The 19,359-nt window shown below is 58.2% G+C and carries 19 protein-coding genes; 12 read left to right on the top strand and 7 right to left on the bottom strand.

Going from position 1 to position 19,359, the window contains the following annotated elements; translation table 11 throughout:
- Nucleotides 1–107: 107 nt before the first annotated feature.
- Nucleotides 108–731, bottom strand: a complete 624-nt coding sequence (locus tag QEN43_RS10335; RefSeq protein ID WP_026611538.1) for a bifunctional 4-hydroxy-2-oxoglutarate aldolase/2-dehydro-3-deoxy-phosphogluconate aldolase — start codon at nucleotides 729–731, stop codon at nucleotides 108–110.
- 50 nt (nucleotides 732–781) lie between these two features.
- The gene (gene edd / locus QEN43_RS10330) at nucleotides 782–2,602 is read right to left on the bottom strand and encodes a phosphogluconate dehydratase (protein ID WP_026611539.1); all 1,821 of its coding nucleotides are present in this window, start codon (nucleotides 2,600–2,602) and stop codon (nucleotides 782–784) included.
- 269 nt (nucleotides 2,603–2,871) lie between these two features.
- On the opposite strand from edd, the gene zwf reads away from it, so the two are divergent.
- Both zwf and pgl read left to right on the top strand, forming a co-directional pair.
- Nucleotides 2,872–4,350: a glucose-6-phosphate dehydrogenase gene (gene zwf, locus QEN43_RS10325; protein WP_026611540.1), complete on the top strand. Its 1,479-nt coding sequence runs from the start codon at nucleotides 2,872–2,874 to the stop codon at nucleotides 4,348–4,350.
- Nucleotides 4,351–4,358: 8 nt separating this feature from the next.
- Nucleotides 4,359–5,066, top strand: a complete 708-nt coding sequence (gene pgl, locus QEN43_RS10320) for a 6-phosphogluconolactonase (protein WP_026611541.1) — start codon at nucleotides 4,359–4,361, stop codon at nucleotides 5,064–5,066.
- 62 nt (nucleotides 5,067–5,128) lie between these two features.
- On the opposite strand, the gene QEN43_RS10315 is transcribed toward pgl, so the two are convergent.
- Nucleotides 5,129–5,872 (bottom strand): CHRD domain-containing protein, encoded by a 744-nt coding sequence (locus QEN43_RS10315; RefSeq protein ID WP_317964059.1) that lies wholly within the window; start codon nucleotides 5,870–5,872, stop codon nucleotides 5,129–5,131.
- Between the two features lie 314 nt (nucleotides 5,873–6,186).
- Between QEN43_RS10315 and QEN43_RS10310 the strand changes: the two genes are divergently transcribed.
- The 7 genes from QEN43_RS10310 (at nucleotide 6,187) to purD (ending at nucleotide 12,484) form a co-directional block, all read left to right on the top strand.
- A complete protein-coding gene (locus QEN43_RS10310) occupies nucleotides 6,187–7,578 on the top strand; it encodes a DUF3696 domain-containing protein (protein WP_026611543.1) in 1,392 nt (463 codons plus the stop codon).
- Nucleotides 7,575–8,111, top strand: a complete 537-nt coding sequence (locus tag QEN43_RS10305; protein WP_026611544.1) for a hypothetical protein — start codon at nucleotides 7,575–7,577, stop codon at nucleotides 8,109–8,111. Before QEN43_RS10310 ends, QEN43_RS10305 begins: the two co-directional genes overlap by 4 nt.
- A gap of 3 nt (nucleotides 8,112–8,114) precedes the next feature.
- The gene (locus tag QEN43_RS10300) at nucleotides 8,115–8,795 is read left to right on the top strand and encodes an RNA ligase family protein (protein ID WP_026611545.1); all 681 of its coding nucleotides are present in this window, start codon (nucleotides 8,115–8,117) and stop codon (nucleotides 8,793–8,795) included.
- A gap of 634 nt (nucleotides 8,796–9,429) precedes the next feature.
- On the top strand, nucleotides 9,430–9,882 hold the full coding sequence (locus QEN43_RS10295; protein WP_156912872.1) for a glutaredoxin domain-containing protein: 453 nt from the start codon (nucleotides 9,430–9,432) through the stop codon (nucleotides 9,880–9,882).
- Between the two features lie 163 nt (nucleotides 9,883–10,045).
- Nucleotides 10,046–10,540: a hypothetical protein gene (locus tag QEN43_RS10290; protein WP_156912873.1), complete on the top strand. Its 495-nt coding sequence runs from the start codon at nucleotides 10,046–10,048 to the stop codon at nucleotides 10,538–10,540.
- On the top strand, nucleotides 10,540–11,190 hold the full coding sequence (locus QEN43_RS10285) for a MarC family protein (protein ID WP_026611547.1): 651 nt from the start codon (nucleotides 10,540–10,542) through the stop codon (nucleotides 11,188–11,190). Before QEN43_RS10290 ends, QEN43_RS10285 begins: the two co-directional genes overlap by 1 nt.
- 13 nt (nucleotides 11,191–11,203) lie before the next feature.
- Nucleotides 11,204–12,484, top strand: a complete 1,281-nt coding sequence (purD, locus tag QEN43_RS10280; RefSeq protein ID WP_026611548.1) for a phosphoribosylamine--glycine ligase — start codon at nucleotides 11,204–11,206, stop codon at nucleotides 12,482–12,484.
- A 161-nt stretch (nucleotides 12,485–12,645) separates the two neighbouring features.
- On the opposite strand, the gene QEN43_RS10275 is transcribed toward purD, so the two are convergent.
- The gene (locus tag QEN43_RS10275; RefSeq protein ID WP_051332132.1) at nucleotides 12,646–13,416 is read right to left on the bottom strand and encodes a hypothetical protein; all 771 of its coding nucleotides are present in this window, start codon (nucleotides 13,414–13,416) and stop codon (nucleotides 12,646–12,648) included.
- 117 nt (nucleotides 13,417–13,533) lie between these two features.
- Between QEN43_RS10275 and QEN43_RS10270 the strand changes: the two genes are divergently transcribed.
- From QEN43_RS10270 to QEN43_RS10260, 3 genes are all read left to right on the top strand, one after another.
- Nucleotides 13,534–14,538, top strand: a complete 1,005-nt coding sequence (locus tag QEN43_RS10270; RefSeq protein WP_026611550.1) for an AAA family ATPase — start codon at nucleotides 13,534–13,536, stop codon at nucleotides 14,536–14,538.
- Nucleotides 14,539–14,784: 246 nt separating this feature from the next.
- Nucleotides 14,785–15,426 carry an orotate phosphoribosyltransferase gene (pyrE, locus tag QEN43_RS10265; RefSeq protein ID WP_026611551.1) on the top strand — a complete coding sequence of 214 codons (642 nt, stop codon included), beginning with the start codon at nucleotides 14,785–14,787 and terminating at the stop codon, nucleotides 15,424–15,426.
- The gene (locus QEN43_RS10260) at nucleotides 15,423–16,433 is read left to right on the top strand and encodes a DUF4124 domain-containing protein (RefSeq protein WP_051331966.1); all 1,011 of its coding nucleotides are present in this window, start codon (nucleotides 15,423–15,425) and stop codon (nucleotides 16,431–16,433) included. The genes pyrE and QEN43_RS10260 overlap by 4 nt, the downstream gene beginning before the upstream one ends.
- Before the next feature lie 248 nt (nucleotides 16,434–16,681).
- Here the strand turns inward: QEN43_RS10260 and argB are convergent, their stop codons facing one another.
- Genes argB through coaBC form a run of 3 tightly spaced genes read right to left on the bottom strand, consistent with a single transcriptional unit; the run spans nucleotide 16,682 to nucleotide 19,325 of the window.
- Nucleotides 16,682–17,590 (bottom strand): acetylglutamate kinase, encoded by a 909-nt coding sequence (argB, locus tag QEN43_RS10255; RefSeq protein WP_026611552.1) that lies wholly within the window; start codon nucleotides 17,588–17,590, stop codon nucleotides 16,682–16,684.
- A gap of 54 nt (nucleotides 17,591–17,644) precedes the next feature.
- Entirely contained in the window at nucleotides 17,645–18,100 is a 456-nt protein-coding gene (dut, locus tag QEN43_RS10250) for a dUTP diphosphatase (protein ID WP_026611553.1), read from the bottom strand.
- Nucleotides 18,069–19,325 (bottom strand): bifunctional phosphopantothenoylcysteine decarboxylase/phosphopantothenate--cysteine ligase CoaBC, encoded by a 1,257-nt coding sequence (gene coaBC, locus QEN43_RS10245; protein WP_156912874.1) that lies wholly within the window; start codon nucleotides 19,323–19,325, stop codon nucleotides 18,069–18,071. The genes dut and coaBC overlap by 32 nt, the downstream gene beginning before the upstream one ends.
- Nucleotides 19,326–19,359 lie beyond the last annotated feature (34 nt).

The raw sequence follows: 19,359 nt of genomic DNA, 5'->3' as shown, positions 1-19,359 counted from the left end.
CGGAAACTCCAGGGCTCTATCTGGTCAACGCATTCTGCTTGCGAACCGCAGAAGCAAAAAACAGCCGGTGGAACCCGGATGGGCGAGGAATTGCGGCGACGACGGAATTACGGTTTGAGTGCCGCCGCTTCGCGGGCCAGTCGGGTGATTTCGGTCCAGTTACCGCTAGCGATCAAATCCTTGGGGGTAAGCCAGGAGCCGCCCACGGCGACGACATTGGGGAGTTTGAAGAAATCCGGCGCGTTTTGCGCATTGATCCCGCCGGTCGGACAGAATCGGACATTCGGGAACGGACCTCTGAAAGAATCGAGCATCTTGACTCCGCCAGCCGCCACGGCCGGGAAGAACTTCATGACATCAAGCCCCGCTTCCAGTACCTGCATCACTTCCGACATGGTAGCGACGCCGGGAAAAAACGGCAGTTTGCTGTCGACGATGGCCTTGAGTAGGGAGGGCGTCGTGCCCGGAGAAACGCCGAACTGCGCACCCGCGGAAATCGCCGCATCGAGTTGGGCCGGTGTTGCGATGGTGCCGACGCCGACGATGGCGTCCGGAATTTCCTGCTTGATCGCCCGCACGGCATCCAATCCGGCGGCGGTGCGCAAAGTGATCTCCAATACGCGAATGCCGCCGTCTACCAGGGCACGGGCCAAAGGTACCGCATCTTCCACTCGTTCAACTACCATCACGGGCATGACGCTGGTGGCGGCAATAATCTGGTCAAGGTTCATAACAAGGCTCTCAAGATCGGTTTCAAAAACGAAGGCTGGTTCCGGGGCTCTTAATCATCGAACTGGAAGGTTATTCCGCCCCGTTCCGCCGTGTCGGCGAGTTGCCGCAGTCCGGTAAACAGCTCCCTTCCGCAGCCGAACTGGTTGCGGGAAAGGTCGGCGGTCGCGACTTCGCGGCTGTCCCATTCGGCGGCCGGGACTTCGGCTTGAAGGCGGCCTTCGACGGCATCGAGCAGCAGCATGTCACCGTCACGTACTTTGGCAAGCGGCCCTCCCATTACACACTCGGGCGACACGTGAATCGCGGCCGGGACTTTGCCTGACGCGCCGGACATACGCCCGTCCGTGACGAGGGCGACCTTGAAGCCGCGTTCCTGCAGGACCGCGAGCGAAGGGGTGAGCTGATGGAGCTCCGGCATGCCGTTCGCGCGGGGGCCTTGGAAGCGGACGACGGCAACGAAATCCCGCTCCAGTTCTCCCCGTTTGAAAGCCGCGATCAAGTCTTCCTGGTCGTCGAATACGATGGCGGGGGCGCGTACCACCCGGTTTTCCGGTGCGACCGCAGAAACCTTGATGACGCCCCGGCCCAGATTTCCGGTGACCAGGCGTAGCCCGCCGTCCGGGCTGAAGGGTTCGCTCACCGGCGCCAGTACCGTGGTGTCCAGGCTCTTTTCGCTGGCCGGGCGAAATGCCAGTTGGCCGTTGTCCAGCCAAGGTTCTTCCGTCCAGCGGCGCAGTCCCTCTCCTAGGATCGTTTTGACATCCTCATGCAGAAGCCCCGCATCCAGCAGTTCGCGAATCAGGAAACCCATGCCCCCCGCGGCGTGGAAATGATTGACGTCCGCTTTGCCGTTGGGGTACACGCGGGCCAACAGGGGAACGACCGCCGACAGATCGTTGAAGTCGTCCCAGTTAATTTCAATTCCCGCAGCCCGTGCGATCGCGATCAGGTGAATCGTGTGGTTGGTCGAACCGCCCGTCGCGAGCAAACCGACAATGCCGTTGACGATGGTGCGTTCGTCTACGATGTCGCAGAGTCTAGGAGAGGATTTGTCCTCGGCGAGGCGAATCGCCTGACGAGTGGCAGCGCGGGTCAAGGCTTCGCGAAGTTCGGTGCCGGGGCTCACGAAAGAGGATCCGGGCAGTTGCAGGCCCATGATTTCCATCAGCATCTGGTTGCTGTTGGCGGTGCCGTAGAAGGTGCAAGTTCCGGCACTGTGATACGACGCCATTTCGGATTCGAGCAGGGCTTCGCGGCCCACTTTGCCTTCGGCGAACAACTGCCTCACTTTGGCTTTCTCAGCGTTCGGTATCCCGGACGCCATGGGGCCGGCGGGCACGAAAATGGCGGGCAGATGCCCGAAACGCAGCGCGCCCATCAAAAGCCCCGGAACGATCTTGTCGCAGATGCCCAGGAACAGGTTGGCGTCGAACACGCGATGTGAAAGGGCAATCGCGGTGGCCATCGCGATCACGTCGCGCGAGAACAGAGAGAGTTCCATTCCGCTTTGACCCTGCGTTACCCCATCGCACATGGCCGGGACGCCGCCCGCGACTTGTGCGGTCGCTCCCGAGGCGCGAGCTTCGGACTTGATGATGGCGGGGTATTGCTCGTACGGGTGATGTGCGGACAGCATGTCGTTGTACGCCGACACGATGCCGATATTCGGAGCCGAGGCGGCCTTCAAGACCAGTTTGTCATGCGCCGGCATTGCCGCGTAGGCATGCGCCACATTGGTGCATCCGATTCGGGTGCGCTCTGCGCCCTCTTGGCGGGCGCGTCGCATGCGCTCGAGATAGGCCTGACGCTTGGTTTGGCTGCGAGCGCGGATGCGCTCGGTAACGGTGAGCAACGTGGGGTGTAGAGACATATGATTCGGCTGAAGCAGCGGTCCTGTTGGGTTGCCTCGGTGATGGGCAAGGCCGTGCCCCGCAAAAGGGCATGGGGGCCACATTTAATCCAAGCCGCAAAACCGTGTCAAGAAAATACGGTCTCCGGCCCTGAGGCCTGCTGGACAGTCAAACGGGCGGCGAGTAGTATTGCAAGGTTTTTTCATCCGAGTTTTCCGAGTACGGGTTCCATAAATTACGAGCTCGGCCGAGCCAGAATCGGCACGATCTTTATCAAGAGGATTCATCGGTGAGTCAGCTCCCATTTCCCAAATCGTTCAACCTGGTTTTTTTCGGCGGCGCCGGTGATCTCGTCACGCGCAAGTTGTTGCCGGCGATGTACCAGTGCCATAGAACCGGCCGCCTGGTGGAATCGGGCCACATCTTCTGTCTCGATCTCTTGGACCTGACGCAAGATGCATTTCTCGCCATGGTGGACGACAGGGTTAGGCAGTTCGTGCCCGAGGGGGATTGGGACGATACCGCATGGGGGACGTTTCTTTCGCGCCTGACCTACATGAAGCTGGATGCCACCCAGCCGGAGCAATACGTACCGCTGAAGGCCGCGCTGAAGCGGACTCCCGCTGAAGTGACTGTTTTTTATCTATCTACCGCGCCTTTCCTGTTCGCGACGATTTGCAGCAATCTGACGCGGCAAGGACTGAACGGTCCGAGAAGCCGTGTGGTTCTGGAGAAGCCGCTGGGACACGACCTGGCGTCGAGTAACGCGATCACGGCGGATGTGGACCGCTTTTTCCACGAAAAACAGGTCTACCGGATCGATCATTATCTCGGTAAAGAGTCGGTGCAGAACCTGATGGCGTTGCGTTTCGGCAACTCGCTGTTCGAACCGTTATGGCGGCGCATGTGGATCAGCAATGTTCAGATCACGATCGCTGAAGACGTAGGCATCGGCAGCCGCGGCGGGTTCTACGACAAAACCGGCGCCTTGCGCGACATGGTCCAAAATCACTTGCTGCAATTGCTGTGTTTTGTAGCGATGGAGCCGCCGGCTAGTCTCGATTCGGACGCGATCCGCAACGAAAAGCTCAAGGTGCTCGAGTGTCTGGTACCGTTCACGCCGGAAGACGTCTTGACCAAGACCGTGCGCGGCCAATACCGGGCGGGCGTCGTGGGCGGCCGTCAAGTGAAAGGATATTTGGAGGAGGGCAATATCCCGCCCGATAGCACGACGGAGACCTTTGTGGCGATCAAAGCGGAGATCGCCAACTGGCGTTGGGCCGGGGTACCGTTTTATCTGTTCACGGGCAAACGCCTACCGACCCGCCTCGCCGAAATCGTGGTCCATTTCCACGATGTCCCGCACCATATCTTCCCCTTACCGAGCAGCGGTTCGCGCGCGCCATCCAAGCTGGTCATTCGTCTGCAACCGGACGAATATATTCGTCTGTATCTCAATGCCAAGGCACCGGGTGATTCGATGGAACTTCAGCCGGTCTCGCTTGATCTCGACTTTGCCGGAAAATTTAAAGGCCGCCGCCGGGCCGAGGCTTACGAACGTTTGTTGCTCGACACCATCCGCGGTAACCAGGCGTTGTTCGTGCGTCAGGACGAGTTGGAACTGGCCTGGCGTTGGGTCGAGCCGATTCTGAACACCTGGGCCGCCGACCCAAGCGGCCCGAAACCTTATGCGGCGGGAACCTGGGGGCCGGCAGCCTCTTCCGAGCTGCTTTCCCGTGACGGTTTCGGCTGGCACGACGAGGATTGAAACAAACGATGGTAGACATTCGATGGTTCGACGATAACGCGAGTCTCGCACCGGCTCTTGCCTCAGCAGTGGCTGCCGACTTGCGCGCGGCTCTACAGTCCGGGGCCGAGGCCGCTTTGGCGGTATCGGGGGGTCGGTCGCCGGTGCCGGTGTTCGAGGCTCTCCGCGAAGAAGACTTGGACTGGGCTCGCGTCGTCGTCACGCTAGTGGACGAGCGCTGGGTACCAGAGACTGATTCAGCCAGCAACGCTGCCCTGGTCAAAGCGCATCTGCTACAAGGCCGCGCCGCAGCGGCTCGCTTCGTGCCGCTCTATACCGGCGACGCCACTGCGCAAGACGCAGAAACGAAATTGGCGGCCACCTTCAAAAGCCTACCCTTGCCGTTCGCGGCGCTGATTCTCGGCATGGGAGACGACGGCCACACGGCCTCGCTGTTCCCGGCGAGCCCGAACCTGGACGCTGGTTTGGCGCTCGGGGCTTCGATCGCCGATACGCCCCCCTGTCTCGCTCAAGTGGGTGCGGTGGCGCCGACCGAGCGTATGAGCATGACCCTGCCGTGGATTTTGCATGCGCGGCGAGTCTATCTGCAGTTCGGAGGCGCCAAAAAGGCGGAAGTGTTCACCGCCGCCCTCGCGGAGCCGAATCGTCAATACCCGGTAAGTTTCGTGCTCGCGCAGACGCAAACGCCGGTCGTCGTATTCGCCTCACGTAGCTGAGCGCAAGAACGCCTCTAGAACCCATTGTATGGTGATAGCATGGACGATCGAGCATTGGTGTTCTAAGGCGGATTGAAGCCCGGAGATGGAAAGCTCGTCCTATCTCTCAAGGGTGGATTGAAACTCGAGGAAGGAAATTCTCGGAGCGGCGGATTGAAAGCCGAAGGCTGCGAGATCACGGTCGCGGGAGATTCGGTCACAATTCTGACGAAGGCGCCGGACTCTCCGCCGATCTGTAGCGGTACTCTAGCCGCGGAATCGATCGTTCCGGGCGGTGCCAGGAAAGTCAAATCGGTTGACGTAATTTGCACCTGTCCCCGAATTTCACCGTCGGGAAAAGCGGCTGAAGTGACATTCACGAAGATGTTACCGTCTCTCATGGACGCTGCCAGATCCGGAAGCGTGACGATGTTTCGTCCAATCGTGGAAAAACAATCCACCCCCCGCAGGATGCTGGTTTCGGTGACCGTCGCCTGCACTTGAAGTGTGCCGTTCCAACTGCCTTCGAGGAAGTTCAAAAGAGGGACGATTGCCGGGCCAAACGTGTCCAGTGTGCCGCAATGCAGCTGCACGCCGGTGACATTTGCGCCGTTCGTAAGCGTCAAGACGAACACCATCGCCGCTTCTTCCCGATCAAATGCGAAACCCGCCTGACCCCACATCGAGGCATCCGTCTGAACGGGTATTTCCCCAGAACTGCCGAAAACGGCGCCGAAGCGAAGGGGTAAAGGGTTTTCGCCATCTCCGTGAGCAATGGCTGCAGCGAGAATCGAAGAAAGCAGTATCGATAAAACGAAACGGTTCACGTTAAGCCTCCTTGCCTTGTTTTTCCGCCGGAGCAGAAGGGATTCAAGGCGCCCGAACGCTGGGAGCGGTCCGCCGGTGAACACGGGGTTCTTCCTTGACGGAGTTTTAACTTGAGACAGATGTTGTTTCGAAGATGTTCCGGCTACGACCATGTAGGAAGTTGCTTTGTCACGCTTCTTCGTCGAAGAATGGCTTTAAAGAAGACTGATCAAGGACTGCCGGGCCTACGAAACAGGCGGGACCATCTTCCCGCCTGTTTCGTAGGCCTGACACTAGTGGGGCGAGACCGATTACATAACGGAGACTTACACTGATGCTGACTAGGCTTCGTATCAACAATTTCAAAGCCTGGAAGGAGACGGGGTCGATTCGCCTGGCCCCCCTGACGGTGATTTTCGGCGCCAACAGTGCGGGTAAAAGCAGCCTGGGGCATTTGCTGCTGGCGCTGAAACAAACCGTGTTGTCGGCGGATCGGAAACGCCCGCTTCATTTGGGTGATGAAAACTCGTTGATCGACTTGGGTACCTTTGCTGAATGCCTCTATAAGCACGATCTGGGTCAACCGTTGCGTTTCGAGTTGGGCTGGAAGTTGCCCGGCAAGCTGGATGTAAAAGATTCCGTGAGCTCCGAGAAATTCTCGGGCAATGAATTACGCCTCAAAGTCGACATGCGGGCAGATCAGCGCGAACAACCACGTGTTCAGCAACTGACCTATGAGCTGCTGCAAGAGCAGCAGGAAGTGCTGACGGTAGAGTATTTGTGCGACGAAAAAGGGAAATGGCAGATCGAATCTCCCCAATACAAATTTGTGCGGAACGCCGGGCGCGCCTGGCCGTTGGATGAACCGGATAAGTTTTATCGAATCTCCGATTACAGTCGCGCACGCTTTCAGAATGCGGAATTTTTATCCGACTTCGCGTGGCAAACCGAGGCGGCGCTGAGCACCGTGTATTACCTCGGTCCGCTCCGCGAATACCCAAAGCGGATTTACTCTTGGTCGGGGGAAACCCCGGAAAGCGTAGGGCAGAAAGGTGAGTTCGCCGTTGCCGCGATTCTGGCGGCCAGTGCGCAAGGACGGATGCTCAATCGCGGCCCGAAAAAGCGCCAATATCGATTCGATGAGTTTGTAGCGCAGTGGCTGAAAGACTTAGGCATTGTCGATAGCTTCGCCGTTAGGGCGGTCGCTGAAGGACGCAAGGAATTCGAGGTGTTGGTCAAGACCGATGCCGGAGCGACCGAAGTTAAAATCACCGATGTCGGTTTCGGCGTCTCACAGGTATTACCGGCGCTGGTACAGGCTTTCTATTGTCCTCCCCATTCCACGGTCTGGATGGAACAGCCGGAAATCCATCTCCATCCGCAGCTACAGGCCGAACTGGCCGACGTATTCATTTCTGCTGTCCAAGCCCGTGAGAATGGCAAGGAACGCCAAGCCCAGCTGATTATCGAGAGCCACTCCGAGCACTTCCTCAATCGCTTACAGCGCCGAGTGGCGGAAGGCGCTATATCGCCAGATAACGTGGCGGTCTATTTTTGCCGCCGAGTCGATGCTGCAACGGTACTGGAACCGCTACAACTCAATGAATATGGTGAAATCGAAAATTGGCCGGAAAATTTCTTTGGAGATGAGATGGCCGATATTTCCGCTCGAACACTGGCGGCGATGCAGCGCAAGCGCGAGCTTAGCAAGAACAGCGGCGCATGATGAAGGCGGTTATCGATACGAATGTGCTCCTCGTCGCAAACGGAAAGCACAACGACGTGTCCCCGGAGTGCGTGACGGAATGTGTAAATCGCCTATCCGCCATTCAGAAGAATGGCATAACGGTAGTGGATGACGGTTATCGCATCTTGCACGAGTACCAGAACAAAACGCGCCCCAATCAGCCCAAAGGGCCAGGTGATGTGTTCCTGAAGTGGTTATTACGAAACTTAGGGAACGCGGCACGCGTCGAGCTGGTCAGTCTGACAGAAATGGCGGCAGATGAATTTGTCGAGTTTCCCGATCCGGCCTTGCAAGCCCGCTTCGATGCTCCGGACCGCAAGTTCGCAGCCGTGGCAAATGCCCATCCCGATAAACCGCCAGTCTGGCAGGCAGCGGATTGCAAATGGGTGGATTGGTGGCCAGCTTTGAAGGAAAAGGGTGTGCGCGTCGAATTTCTTTGCCCGGACGACACATGCAAGTTTTACCGCAAAAAATTCCCACATAAACCAGACCCTGAGCTGCCGGAAGCTTAATTCATGACTGACTTTTTCCGCTTTCCCCATACTCCTCATATCGCCTGGTTAGGCCAAGGTACTCCGCGCGACGATAAGGTGCTGTCCCCCTCCGAGGTCGAGGCGCTACTGTCCGATGAAGTGGTCGTGGAAGAAAAGCTCGATGGGGCCAATCTCGGCCTTTCGTTTGCTGAAGATGGTAGCTTACGGGCTCAGAACCGCGGGCAATATTTGGCCGAACCTCACGCCGGTCAGTTCGCTCGCCTACCGGCCTGGTTGATGCAACATGGCGAGGCGCTGCGTTCCGTGTTAAACCGGGATTTGATCGTATTCGGCGAATGGTGCGCCGCCCGACACTCGCTGGATTACACCGCTTTGCCGGATTGGTTCGTGGTATTCGATGTGTATGACCGGAAGGTCGGTAAATTTTGGAATACTGCGCGTCGCAATGCCTTGGCCATGCAGGCAGGTCTGATGGTCGTACCGCAGCTATTCCACGGTAAAACCACCCTGAAGGCGCTCGAGGCGCTTGTCAATTCGACCACTAGCCGCTATCGCAAAGGTCCCTTGGAAGGCGTGGTGATCCGCCGCGAATCGTCGGAATGGTGCGAAGCCCGCGCTAAGCTGATCCGCGTGGACTTCACCCAAGCCATCGATACCCACTGGCGCAGGCGGCGCATCGAATGGAACAGGGTTGCCTCATAAATCCGTTCCAGCGAGCCCTGATCGAAAAGCTCGCCGTTGGCAGGGGTTCGAACAAACCGATAGCCGATGAGCAAGACGCCACACTGGCATCAGCGAGGCATCCCACCCGATCCATTAGCTCTGTGCTGGACGCCGGCTTTGGAGCCTACTTCACGTCCGGTTTCGCCGCTCAGTTATCGGGGTTATGGCATGGCTTTTCCAAGCTATGCGGATCAAGGGCGAGTTCGTGTTGGGCTATGGGGTTGCACTCGCTGCTTTGTTGCGCCAAGCGGCAAGTCTGCCTCGCGCTTTGCCCACTCAAACCGCAGCGAGTGGATCATTTGCTTTGTATGTAGCGATTATGGGTAAGGTCCGTTAAGCTGAGCGTCGAAGTCACTGAGTAGAGGTAGCCATTAGGTTCCGCCTTCAGCAGTATCCGCTGAATCTGCTCACCACAGTCGTAGTGACGGTGGCGGACTAGGCGTGCGCGGATGAAGTGCGGCTCCACGCCTTTCAACAGGGGTGAGAGGCGAGAGACAGGTCGCCATCAGTTAGGCGGTCCCGGAGCGCTGTCCCTTCAACCGTTTTGGCGTCGAGCGAAAGGGTTTGCGGCTATAGGCAATGCCAATAACCCGCTGTTTACCGGGAAGAGAGTGTGAGAGAAAGCTTGTTCTTTGCGTTTATGTTTTTTGTCCTTGGTTTTGTTCCGGTAGGCAATGCGGAGGTTTACAAGCTCATCGGTCCCGATGGCAAGGTGATGTATACCGACAGCCGTGCAAACAACGGGAACAGCACGAAGATCGAAACCGTCGAGATCGACTCTTACGCTGGCCCAGCCGAAGTTTCGCCGGTCGGAGACTCGGCTGCATCGCAGAAAGTAACGATCTTCACCACCGAATGGTGCGGTGTATGCCGGAAGGCCAAGGCGTATATGGCGAGTCACGGCATCGCTTTCGAGGAGCTCGATATCGAAAAATCCCGGTTTGCCAGGGAGAAGTTCGATCGGCTCGGCGGCAGAGCCGTGCCTGTCATCCTGATCGGCAAAGAACGGATGACCGGGTTTTCGCCGGCGAGATTCGAGGCGATGCTGATCGATGCAGGTATATGACCTTCGAATTTGTGCGTGTCGATTTCCCCCCAAACAAGCCTGTTCGCTTGGATGTCGGCAATTTCTGATGTGTAGTTCCCCATGGGTTTAGCCGGCGTCTTCTGGGTTCGAGAGTGCATTTGACGGATAGAAGGGATGAGATATGGAGCCGGATAAGCAACGAGTGCCGAAGATTAAATTGTCCCGGTGGGCGGTGGTGATTGCCGTCGTACTGGTCGTTCTCATTGTGGCCGTTCTGTTCGTGATCGGCAGAAAACCCCCTAGCGAGGATGCGATTCCGCCGGTTCCTCCGGCTCGACAGGAACCCGGCCGAGTGCCTGTTCCGGAGCCGCAGGTGGAAACTCCGGCTGTGGTTGAAATCACGGTTGCAGGGCAGGGCGGGTTAGGCTGCGAAGTCGAAACGAACGCCCACGAGGTGATCGTCAAGGAAATAGGCGGAAAGGATATCTTCGAGGCCTACGAAGAAGGCGTTTTCTTGACTGACGAGAAAGGTGTGACCGGTAAGTATTATTTGGATGTGGACAGCGTTCCGGAAGACAAAAGATCCCAATTGCCGAAGCTGTTCACGCCGGGAAATCGCCTGAAAATCCGTTATGTGATCTGCGGAAGCGGCGGGATCAAATTTCTGACGTCCATTCAAGCCCGGCCGAACGGGTAATGGACCAAAACCTGTTTCAGTTTGCGCTGACGGCATTTCTGACGCTGGCCGTGGTCGTCGATCCGCCGGGTGCGGCGCCGATTTTCATTGCCTTGACTCAGGGGTTGGGGAAGCGAGAGCGGCGCGGAACTCTGACCCGCGCGGTGCTCATCGCTTTCGGCGTAACCGTGTTTTTCTTGTTGGCCGGCCACCATGTGCTCGCGTATCTCGGTGTGACCGTGCACGCCTTCGCGATCAGCGGCGGTATTCTACTGTTCCTGACGGCGATACCCATGCTGTTCGGCCGGCGCGCCGGACTTCAGGCGCCGAAAGTCGAGGAAAAGCGTGCTGCCGGTGAAGATATCGCGATTTTCCCGCTCGCGATTCCTTTGCTGTCTGGCCCCGGCACCATTACCGCGGTTCTGCTGCTCGCGAATAGAGCCGGTGGCGACCCGCGCCGTTTGGCCATGCTGGCCGGCGTGATTGCCGTGATTTATCTGATCACGTGGTTGCTGTTGTACGTTAGTGAAATCGTTACCGGGTACCTGGGCGAAAGCAAGGTACACATCGTGACCCGGGTGCTGGGCATCGTGTTGGCGGCGCTCGCGGCGCAATTCGTTCTCAATGGTATTGCGGGTTTTTACGAGTCTTTAGTCCATCCTTTGAATTGAATGCGATAAGAACATGAAAGTACTGATTGTCGGAAGCGGCGGCCGGGAGCATGCTTTGGCGTGGAAAGCGGCGCAGTCTCCCAAGGTAGACAAGATTTTCGTAGCGCCGGGTAACGCCGGAACGGCTTCCGAGCCGAAAGTGGAAAATCGTCCGATTGCGGCCGAGGATATTCCGGCCTTATTGGCCTTCGCTAAGGAGCAGGCCATTGATCTCACCATCGTAGGACCCGAGGCTCCTTTGGTTGCCGGCATTGTCGACGCCTTCAGCGCGGAGGGACTCAAGTGTTTCGGGCCTACCCGGCTTGCCGCGCGGCTCGAGGGGTCCAAGGCGTTTTGCAAGGATTTTCTAGCGCGTCACGGTATTCCGACCGCGGAATACCGGACGTTTACGGCGCTGGACGAGGCGGTTGCCTATATCCAGAAAAAAGGTACGCCCATCGTGATCAAGGCGGACGGCTTGGCCGCCGGTAAGGGCGTGGTCATCGCGCAATCCGAACACGAGGCGATAGCGGCCGTGACCGATATGCTTTCGGGCAATGCATTCGGTTCGGCCGGTCACAGAGTCGTGATCGAGGAATTCCTGAGGGGCGAGGAAGCGAGCTTTATCGTCATGGCTAGCGCTCTGGACGTTCTTCCCATGGCGACGTCGCAGGATCACAAGGCGCGCGACGATGGGGATTGTGGCCCCAATACCGGCGGCATGGGCGCGTATTCGCCGGCCCCGGTGGTGACGCCGGAGATCCATGAGCGCATCATGAAGGACGTGATTGAGCCCACGCTGCGGGGGATGGCTGCGGACGGCATTCCTTATACCGGTTTTCTTTATGCCGGATTGATGATCACGCCTGAAGGCACGCCTAAGGTGTTGGAATACAACTGCCGCTTCGGCGATCCCGAGACCCAGCCGATCATGATGCGGCTCAAGAGCGATCTGGTGGATCTGTGTCTCGGCGCATTGGAAGGACGCTTGAGCCCGATCGGTGCCGAATGGGATGAGCGAGCCGCGCTCGGTGTGGTGTTAGCGGCAGGGGGATATCCGTTCGATTACGGCAAGGGCGACGAAATCGAGGGATTACCGGAAAGGGAGGAGCCCGATACCAAAGTTTTTCATGCGGGTACAGCGCGCTCGGACGGCAAGATCGTCACGGCCGGCGGACGCGTACTCTGCGTGTGCGCCTTGGGCAATACCGTCCGGGATGCTCAGCGGAAAGCGTACGAACAAGCGAGAAAAATCCGCTGGAAAAACATGTATTACCGCACCGACATCGGTTACCGTGCCATAGGCCGTAATTAACCCGGCCTACAAATATCGGCCGGGTTAAATCCGGGGCGGGGATGCCCCGGCGCGGCAACAAGCCGCGTGCGCCCGGGCCGGGCGTGGCCGGCCCGGGCGGCGGTCCCTAAATACCAGGAGGGTATTTACGGGCATGATTAATAACTGGGGCAGGTCGGGAACTAGCGTGGCGGTTTCAACGGCAAGTTGACAACCTCCGGGTAACCATCGAATTCCAGCCCAATACGTAAGGCTCTGGCGCTTTGCGCCTCGTTTTTACCGGGAAAGAACAAATAGCCGTAAGCCAGTTCGCCCGGCTGCAATCGCTGATTGCGCAGTGATTTGGCGATCAGGTCTCGGCGTATCTGGTTTTCCAAACCGGAAGTGTCCTGTCCGCCGCCTACCAATGTCCCGATTCCCGCTCCGAAGGCGGCATGTTCGGCCAAGTTGTTGCTGAGTCCGCTGCCGACACTGCCACCCAGGACCAGGCCGATCGCGAACGAGGTCAAACCACCGACGCTCGCGCCCCACACAGCGCCCCGGCTTGTATTGCCGACCAAGGTACCGACATGGACCGCGCTGGCCACGCGGTTATACGCCTGTTCGCCGGTCAAGAGGGGCCATGCCCGGCCTTCCCGATCGATCAGAAACGTTTGCTGCGGGTTGACCCTGACAACGCTTGTGCTTTGATTGTCGATGAGGAGACGCACCGGCAGCAGTCCGGCGTCGCGGATGTCGAATCCGAACGCTTGTTCGGCCTGATCGGGATCGGCATAAGCCTCCGCCGCTACGCGCGCGCCGTTCACATCCGCATGATCACGGTTCGACGACGGCAGCGGTACCGGCGGAACGCGGTCATCGTAGGTCGTGCACGAAGCGAGCAAGGTGCAGACTAGCACGAGTGCGCGTCGGCCTTGCGGGATGAAAATCGGAGCGGTCGGTGTGTTATTCATTTGCGGAACGGCCGGAATCGAAGCAAGCTGCGCCCAGCGCGAGGGTAACTTCAATTATAATCCTTCGTTTTGAAGCGCCTGCGAATTCGACTCACCCACGAGGGATGTACCTTACTCATGTTGCAAGAGAACGAGGCTTCCGAAAGGACTTTATCGCCCGCTCAACAGGATGTGCAACGGCTCTTCCAGTTTGTGGCGGCCCAAGTGATCGGACAGGATACTCTGATCGAGCGTATGCTAATCGCGCTGCTCGCGGATGGGCACATGCTTGTGGAAGGTGCGCCTGGTCTCGCCAAGACCCGGGCGATCAACGTGCTGAGCCGGGCTATCGAGGGCGATTTTCATCGCATTCAATTTACCCCGGACTTACTGCCGGCCGATCTTACCGGCACCGAGATCTATCGCCCCCAGGACGGCTCCTTTCATTTTCAACCGGGACCTTTGTTCCATAATCTCGTGCTGGCGGACGAGATCAACCGTTCACCGGCCAAGGTGCAGTCTTCCCTGCTCGAGGCTATGGCGGAACGCCAGATTACCGTCGGCCGCGTGACCTACAAGCTGCCGGATCTGTTCATGGTGATGGCGACGCAAAATCCCGTCGAACAGGAAGGAACCTATCCGCTGCCCGAGGCGCAGTTGGACCGCTTCATGCTGTATATCCGAATCGGTTATCCGGACGCGCAGTACGAGCGTGCGATTCTGCGGCTGGTGCGCGAAGAAGCTCGGCGCGGGCGTGTCAGCGTTGAAAAGGCATTTGAATCCGTCAGCCAAGAGACCCTATTTAAAGCACGGCAGGAAGTGCTCGATCTTTATATGGCGGATAATCTCGAGGAGTACCTGCTGCAGCTGGTGCTGAGTACCCGCAATCCCGGTGCCTACGGCAAAGAGCTGGGGCGCTGGCTGCAATATGGCGCGAGTCCTCGTGCCACTATCGCCCTAGACCGCTGCGCTCGGGCTCGTGCCTGGCTGCATGGACGCGATTACGTGACGCCCGAGGACATCCAGTCCATCGCTCCGGATGTCTTGCGCCACCGCTTGATCCTGAGCTACGAGGCCGAAGCGGAAGGCGTGTCGTCCGATCGCGTCATCCAGGAACTGCTCCGCCGGGTAGCCGTCCCGTAACCCCCATTTCGGTCGACCACAAGACCCTTCGACGGGCCCATGCTGAATTCGTTGAAGGAGTCGAACCAAACGACCAGCGGAGATCGGTTTTTGCTGGAACCGTACCAAGTTACTTCCCGCCAATGTGCTACATTGAGTAAACACAGTTGACGCTTTTTTCGATGCAGGCGAAAAGCATGCGACATCAGGTTCGCTTTCGCCCGCCGGTGGTTTTTGAAGAACGACATTAGAGGGATCCAGGCCGACATGCAGCCATTCCAAGCGGAATTTATCGAGTACGCGCTTCAATGCGGGGTTTTGCGCTTCGGGGACTTTATCCTGAAGTCCGGTCGGCGCAGTCCATATTTCTTCAACACTGGTCTGTTCGACACGGGCGCTCGTTTGGCCAGGCTCGGCGGGTTCTACGCCAGGACGATGTTGCATCACGGCATCAAGGCCGATGTCTTGTACGGTCCGGCTTACAAAGGCATTCCCCTGGTTTGCGCAACGGCGATGGCGCTGGCGCTCGAAACCGGCAACGAAGTCCCGTTCGCTTTCAATCGCAAAGAAGCCAAAGACCATGGCGAGGGTGGCGTGCTCGTCGGAGCGCCGCTCAAAGGTTCGGTATTGATCGTCGATGATGTGATTACGGCCGGTACCTCGGTGAGGGAATCGGTCGATATCATCCGGGCCGCAGGAGCCGTTCCGAGCGGGGTTCTGATCACCCTTGATCGTCAGGAAAAAGGACAAGGCGAACTTTCCGCCGTGCAGGAAATCTCGCGTCAATTTCAACTGCCTATTTATTCCATCGTCACATTACACGATATCCTCGAATTTCTGGAGAAGACGAATCGCGGCTCGGAGCTTCGAGCCATTCGCGAGTACCAGTCCCGATTCGGCGTCTTATGATTTGCTCTAAGGTCTTCCGTCTTGCCTGGATCGCGTTGGCCGCCGCTTACGGAATGGGCAGCGAAGCCGCGACTTACCGCTGGGTCGACGAGAAGGGAATGGTGCATTACTCCGATCGGGTTCCGCCCGAGGAGGCCAAGCGTCGTCGCTCCAAGCTCGATTCCGAAGGGCGTGAGGTGGAAGTGATCGAAGGCGCGAAGTCGCCCGAGCAAATCGAAAGCGAAAACCGCCTGAAACAACTGCGCCGCGACCAGGAGCGGATCTTGGCTGAACAGCGGGACCGGGATATGGCGCTGCTCAAGACTTACCGCAGTGAGGAAGAGATTGACCTGGCCTTGCAGGGAAAAGTGAACATGCTGGAGTCCCTGATCAAAGTCACCGAGGCCAACAGACAGCGTCAACAGGACTTATTAGAAGGGCACGAAAAACGGGCTGCTGATCTGGAGAAAAAAGGGCAGGCAATTCCGAAGGTCCTACGCGACGCGATCGAATCGGCGCGAAGACAGATCGTTCAACAGGATGAAAAAATAAGACGCATCGAAGAGGAAAAAGCCTCGATCGCCGACAACTTTGCAAAAACGAAAGCTCGCTTCAGATCAATTAGCGATTCGAAGATCGGCTTGGCCGGGCATCAAGCGTGGCTCGAGCCACCGAACTTTGCGGACAAGTCCGATACTGGGGAGGTGATTGTCAGCGCGGTCGACTGTTCTGGGGCGGAGATGTGCGACAAGGCCTGGCGTCTAGCGCGCGATTATGTTCTCGAGCATTCCGCCGCACCGCTAGCCATCGACAACGATAGAATCCTGCAAACGGTGACTCCTCAGGACGAGCGAGAGTTCATGGTCACCGTTACCCGCATTAACCGCAAAACCGAAAATATTCTTTTCCTCGACATTCGATGTTGGCCGTCGACAGTCGGTGAAGCGCTTTGCGCGAGTTCCGAGGTCCGGAAGATCCGCGCCGGCTTCAAACCTTACGTGGAAGCCGGCTTGTCCGATCCTGGGTGACCCGAAAAACCGCAGTTGAATCTCCGAAATACCGCAATGCCCCATTAGCCTCCGAATTCGCTCACCCCAATCCCTCTCTGAGAGAGGCTAAACTCCCTTCTCCGTCTGGGAGGAGTGCTGGGGATGAGGACCTCGCCCTTTTCGGGTTGCGTCTAATGCCGGATTTACCATTAGCGTTCGCGATTCGATTATTGGAGAGGAGATTCCCGGCCGCTCGCGAGTGCCTGTACGGTAGGTATGAAAATGCTTTAACGCCTCGCCAGGAGCGTGCCGATTCCCTGATCGGTAAAGAGTTCCAGGAGGACGGCATGGTCGATCCGTCCGTCGATGATGTGAACGCTGGCGACGCCACCTTTGAGTGCATCCATGGCGCAGCGCACCTTCGGGATCATGCCCCCGGTGATAGTGCCATCCGCGATCAGGTCTTCCACTTCGGCCAAGGACAGACCGGTCAGTAAACTTCCGCCCTTGTCCAGAATACCGGCGGTGTTGGTCAGGAGGATTAGCTTTTCCGCTTTCAGAACTTCCGCCATTTTGCCGGCCACCAGATCGGCGTTGATGTTGTAGGAAAATCCGTCTGCTCCGACGCCGATCGGCGCGATGACCGGAATGAAATCCCCCTGCACCAGCATGTCCACCACGGACGGGTCTATGCTCTCGACCTCGCCGACATGGCCCAGGTCGATGATCTCGGGTTCCTCGGTTTCGGGGGAACGCTGCTTGACCACGATCTTGCGGGCGCGTACCAGGTCGCCGTCCTTACCGCTCAAGCCCACTGCCGAGCCGCCGTGCCGGTTGATCAGGTTGACGATTTCTTTGTTGACCAGGCCGCCGAGCACCATTTCGACCACGTCCATGGTTTCGGCGTCGGTTACTCGCATACCCTGAACGAATTCGCTGGACTTGCCCAAACGCTGCAAAAGATTGCCGATTTGGGGCCCGCCGCCATGGACGACAACGGGGTTGATGCCGACCAGCTTCAGCAACACGATGTCACGGGCGAAGCTGTTCTTGAGCCGGTCTTCGGTCATGGCGTTGCCGCCGTACTTGACGACAACGGTCTTGCCCTTGAAGCGCTTGATGTAAGGCAGTGCTTCGATCAGGACGTGGGCGATGTGGTTAGCAGAGCTTGTTTCGATGGATTCTTGCTTTTTCACGGATGACTCCAGGGAAATAGGGTGGCTGAGACTGCTTCCGTCCGACGGGCAACTCTATCGTTGTCCGGTGTGTCCGAAGCCTCCCGCGCCCCTTCGGCTGGCTTCGAACTCATCGACCTGTTCGAATTCCACCTGCACGACCGGCACGAACACCATTTGAGCGATGCGGTCACCGACCTGGATTTCGAAAGGTTCGGTTCCACGGTTCCAGCAGGAGACGAAAACCTGGCCCTGATAATCGGAATCGATCAGGCCAACCAGATTGCCGAGTACGATGCCGTGTTTGTGTCCGAGTCCTGAGCGCGGCAGCAGTACGGCGGCGAGATTCGGGTCCTCGATATGGATAGCCAGCCCCGTCGGAATCAGTTTGGATTCGCCCGGTTCGAGCCGTAGCGGTTCGTCAAGACAAGCTCGAAGATCCAGCCCGGCCGCGCCGGAGGTGGCGTACTGCGGCAGGGGAATCTCGTTCCCGAGGCGCTTATCGAGAATCTTTAGCTGAATTTTGCGCATGGTAGCGTTCGGCAATGAGTCGTATCAGTTGTTCGGCGATGGTTTTCTTGGAAGCCAAAGGCAGATAGGTGTCGCCGCCGTTCCAGCAGACGAAAAGCGCGTTATCGTCGTTTTCGAACCCGCCCTTATCCCGTCCGACCCAGTTAGCGGCCACCATGTCCAACGCTTTGGTGGCCAGCTTTTCTCGAGCGTAGTCTTCGAGGTTGTCGGTCTCGGCGGCAAACCCTACGGTGAACGGGCGCTTCGGCGAAGCGCTGACGGCGCTCAATATGTCCTGGGTCTTGCGCAGTCTTAGCACCATTTCCGATTGGTTCTTTTTGATTTTCCGGTCGGCGATCGTTTCGGGAGCATAGTCCGCCACCGCCGCGGCGCCGATATAAATGTCGGCGAACGGGACCTTGCTCATCACGCAGCGGTACATCTCCTCGGAGCTCTCTACCCAGGTAACCTCGTTAACCGGCGGCGTTTTCAAGGCCGTCGGGCCGGTCACCAGGCTGACCTTCGCGCCTGCTCGGGCGGCGGCCTCCGCGATGGCATAGCCCATCTTGCCCGAGCTTCGGTTGCTGATGTAACGCACGGGATCGATGGGCTCGCGGGTCGGTCCGGCGCTGATTAGGACCGATACTCCGGCCAGAATACCGCCTCCGAAGAAGCTTTTCAGTTCCTCGACAATCTGCTGCGGTTCCAACAGCCGGCCTGGGCCGACTTCGCCGCAGGCCTGATCGCCTTCCGTGGGCCCCAAGATTCGAACGCCTCGCTCCGACAGGCAGCGTACGTTCTCTTGCGTCGCCGGATTGTCCCACATGGCTTGGTTCATGGCCGGAGCGACGGCGATGGGGGCACGGGTCGCGAGGCACACTGTCGACAACAGCTCGTCGCCCAGTCCTATCCGAAGTTTGGCGATGAAGTCGGCCGTGGCCGGCGCGATCAGAACCAGATCGGCCCAGCGGGCAAGACTGATGTGCCCCATGGCCGATTCCTCTTCCATATCGAGCAAATCGGTGTGCACCGGATTGCCCGAAAGCGCCTGAAAGGTCAGCGGGGAGACGAAAGCCGTCGCCGCGCGGGTCATGGCAACCCGTACCGAGGCGCCGGCGTTTCGCAACAATCGAGTCAATTCGGCGGCTTTGTAGGCGGCGATACCGCCCGTGACGCCCAAAAGAATCTGTTTGTCGGTGAGATGGGTCAATGCTGCGGGTTTGGATAAAAGATCAAGGCGCAGCATTATGGCAAGTTTGCTTGACGCCTTCTATGCTTTG

Origin of the sequence: Methylocaldum szegediense, assembly GCF_949769195.1 — a bacterium.
GTDB lineage: Bacteria > Pseudomonadota > Gammaproteobacteria > Methylococcales > Methylococcaceae > Methylocaldum > Methylocaldum szegediense.
Note: the sequence above shows the minus strand (reverse complement) of the source record. Positions and strands in the feature narration are given on the sequence as shown.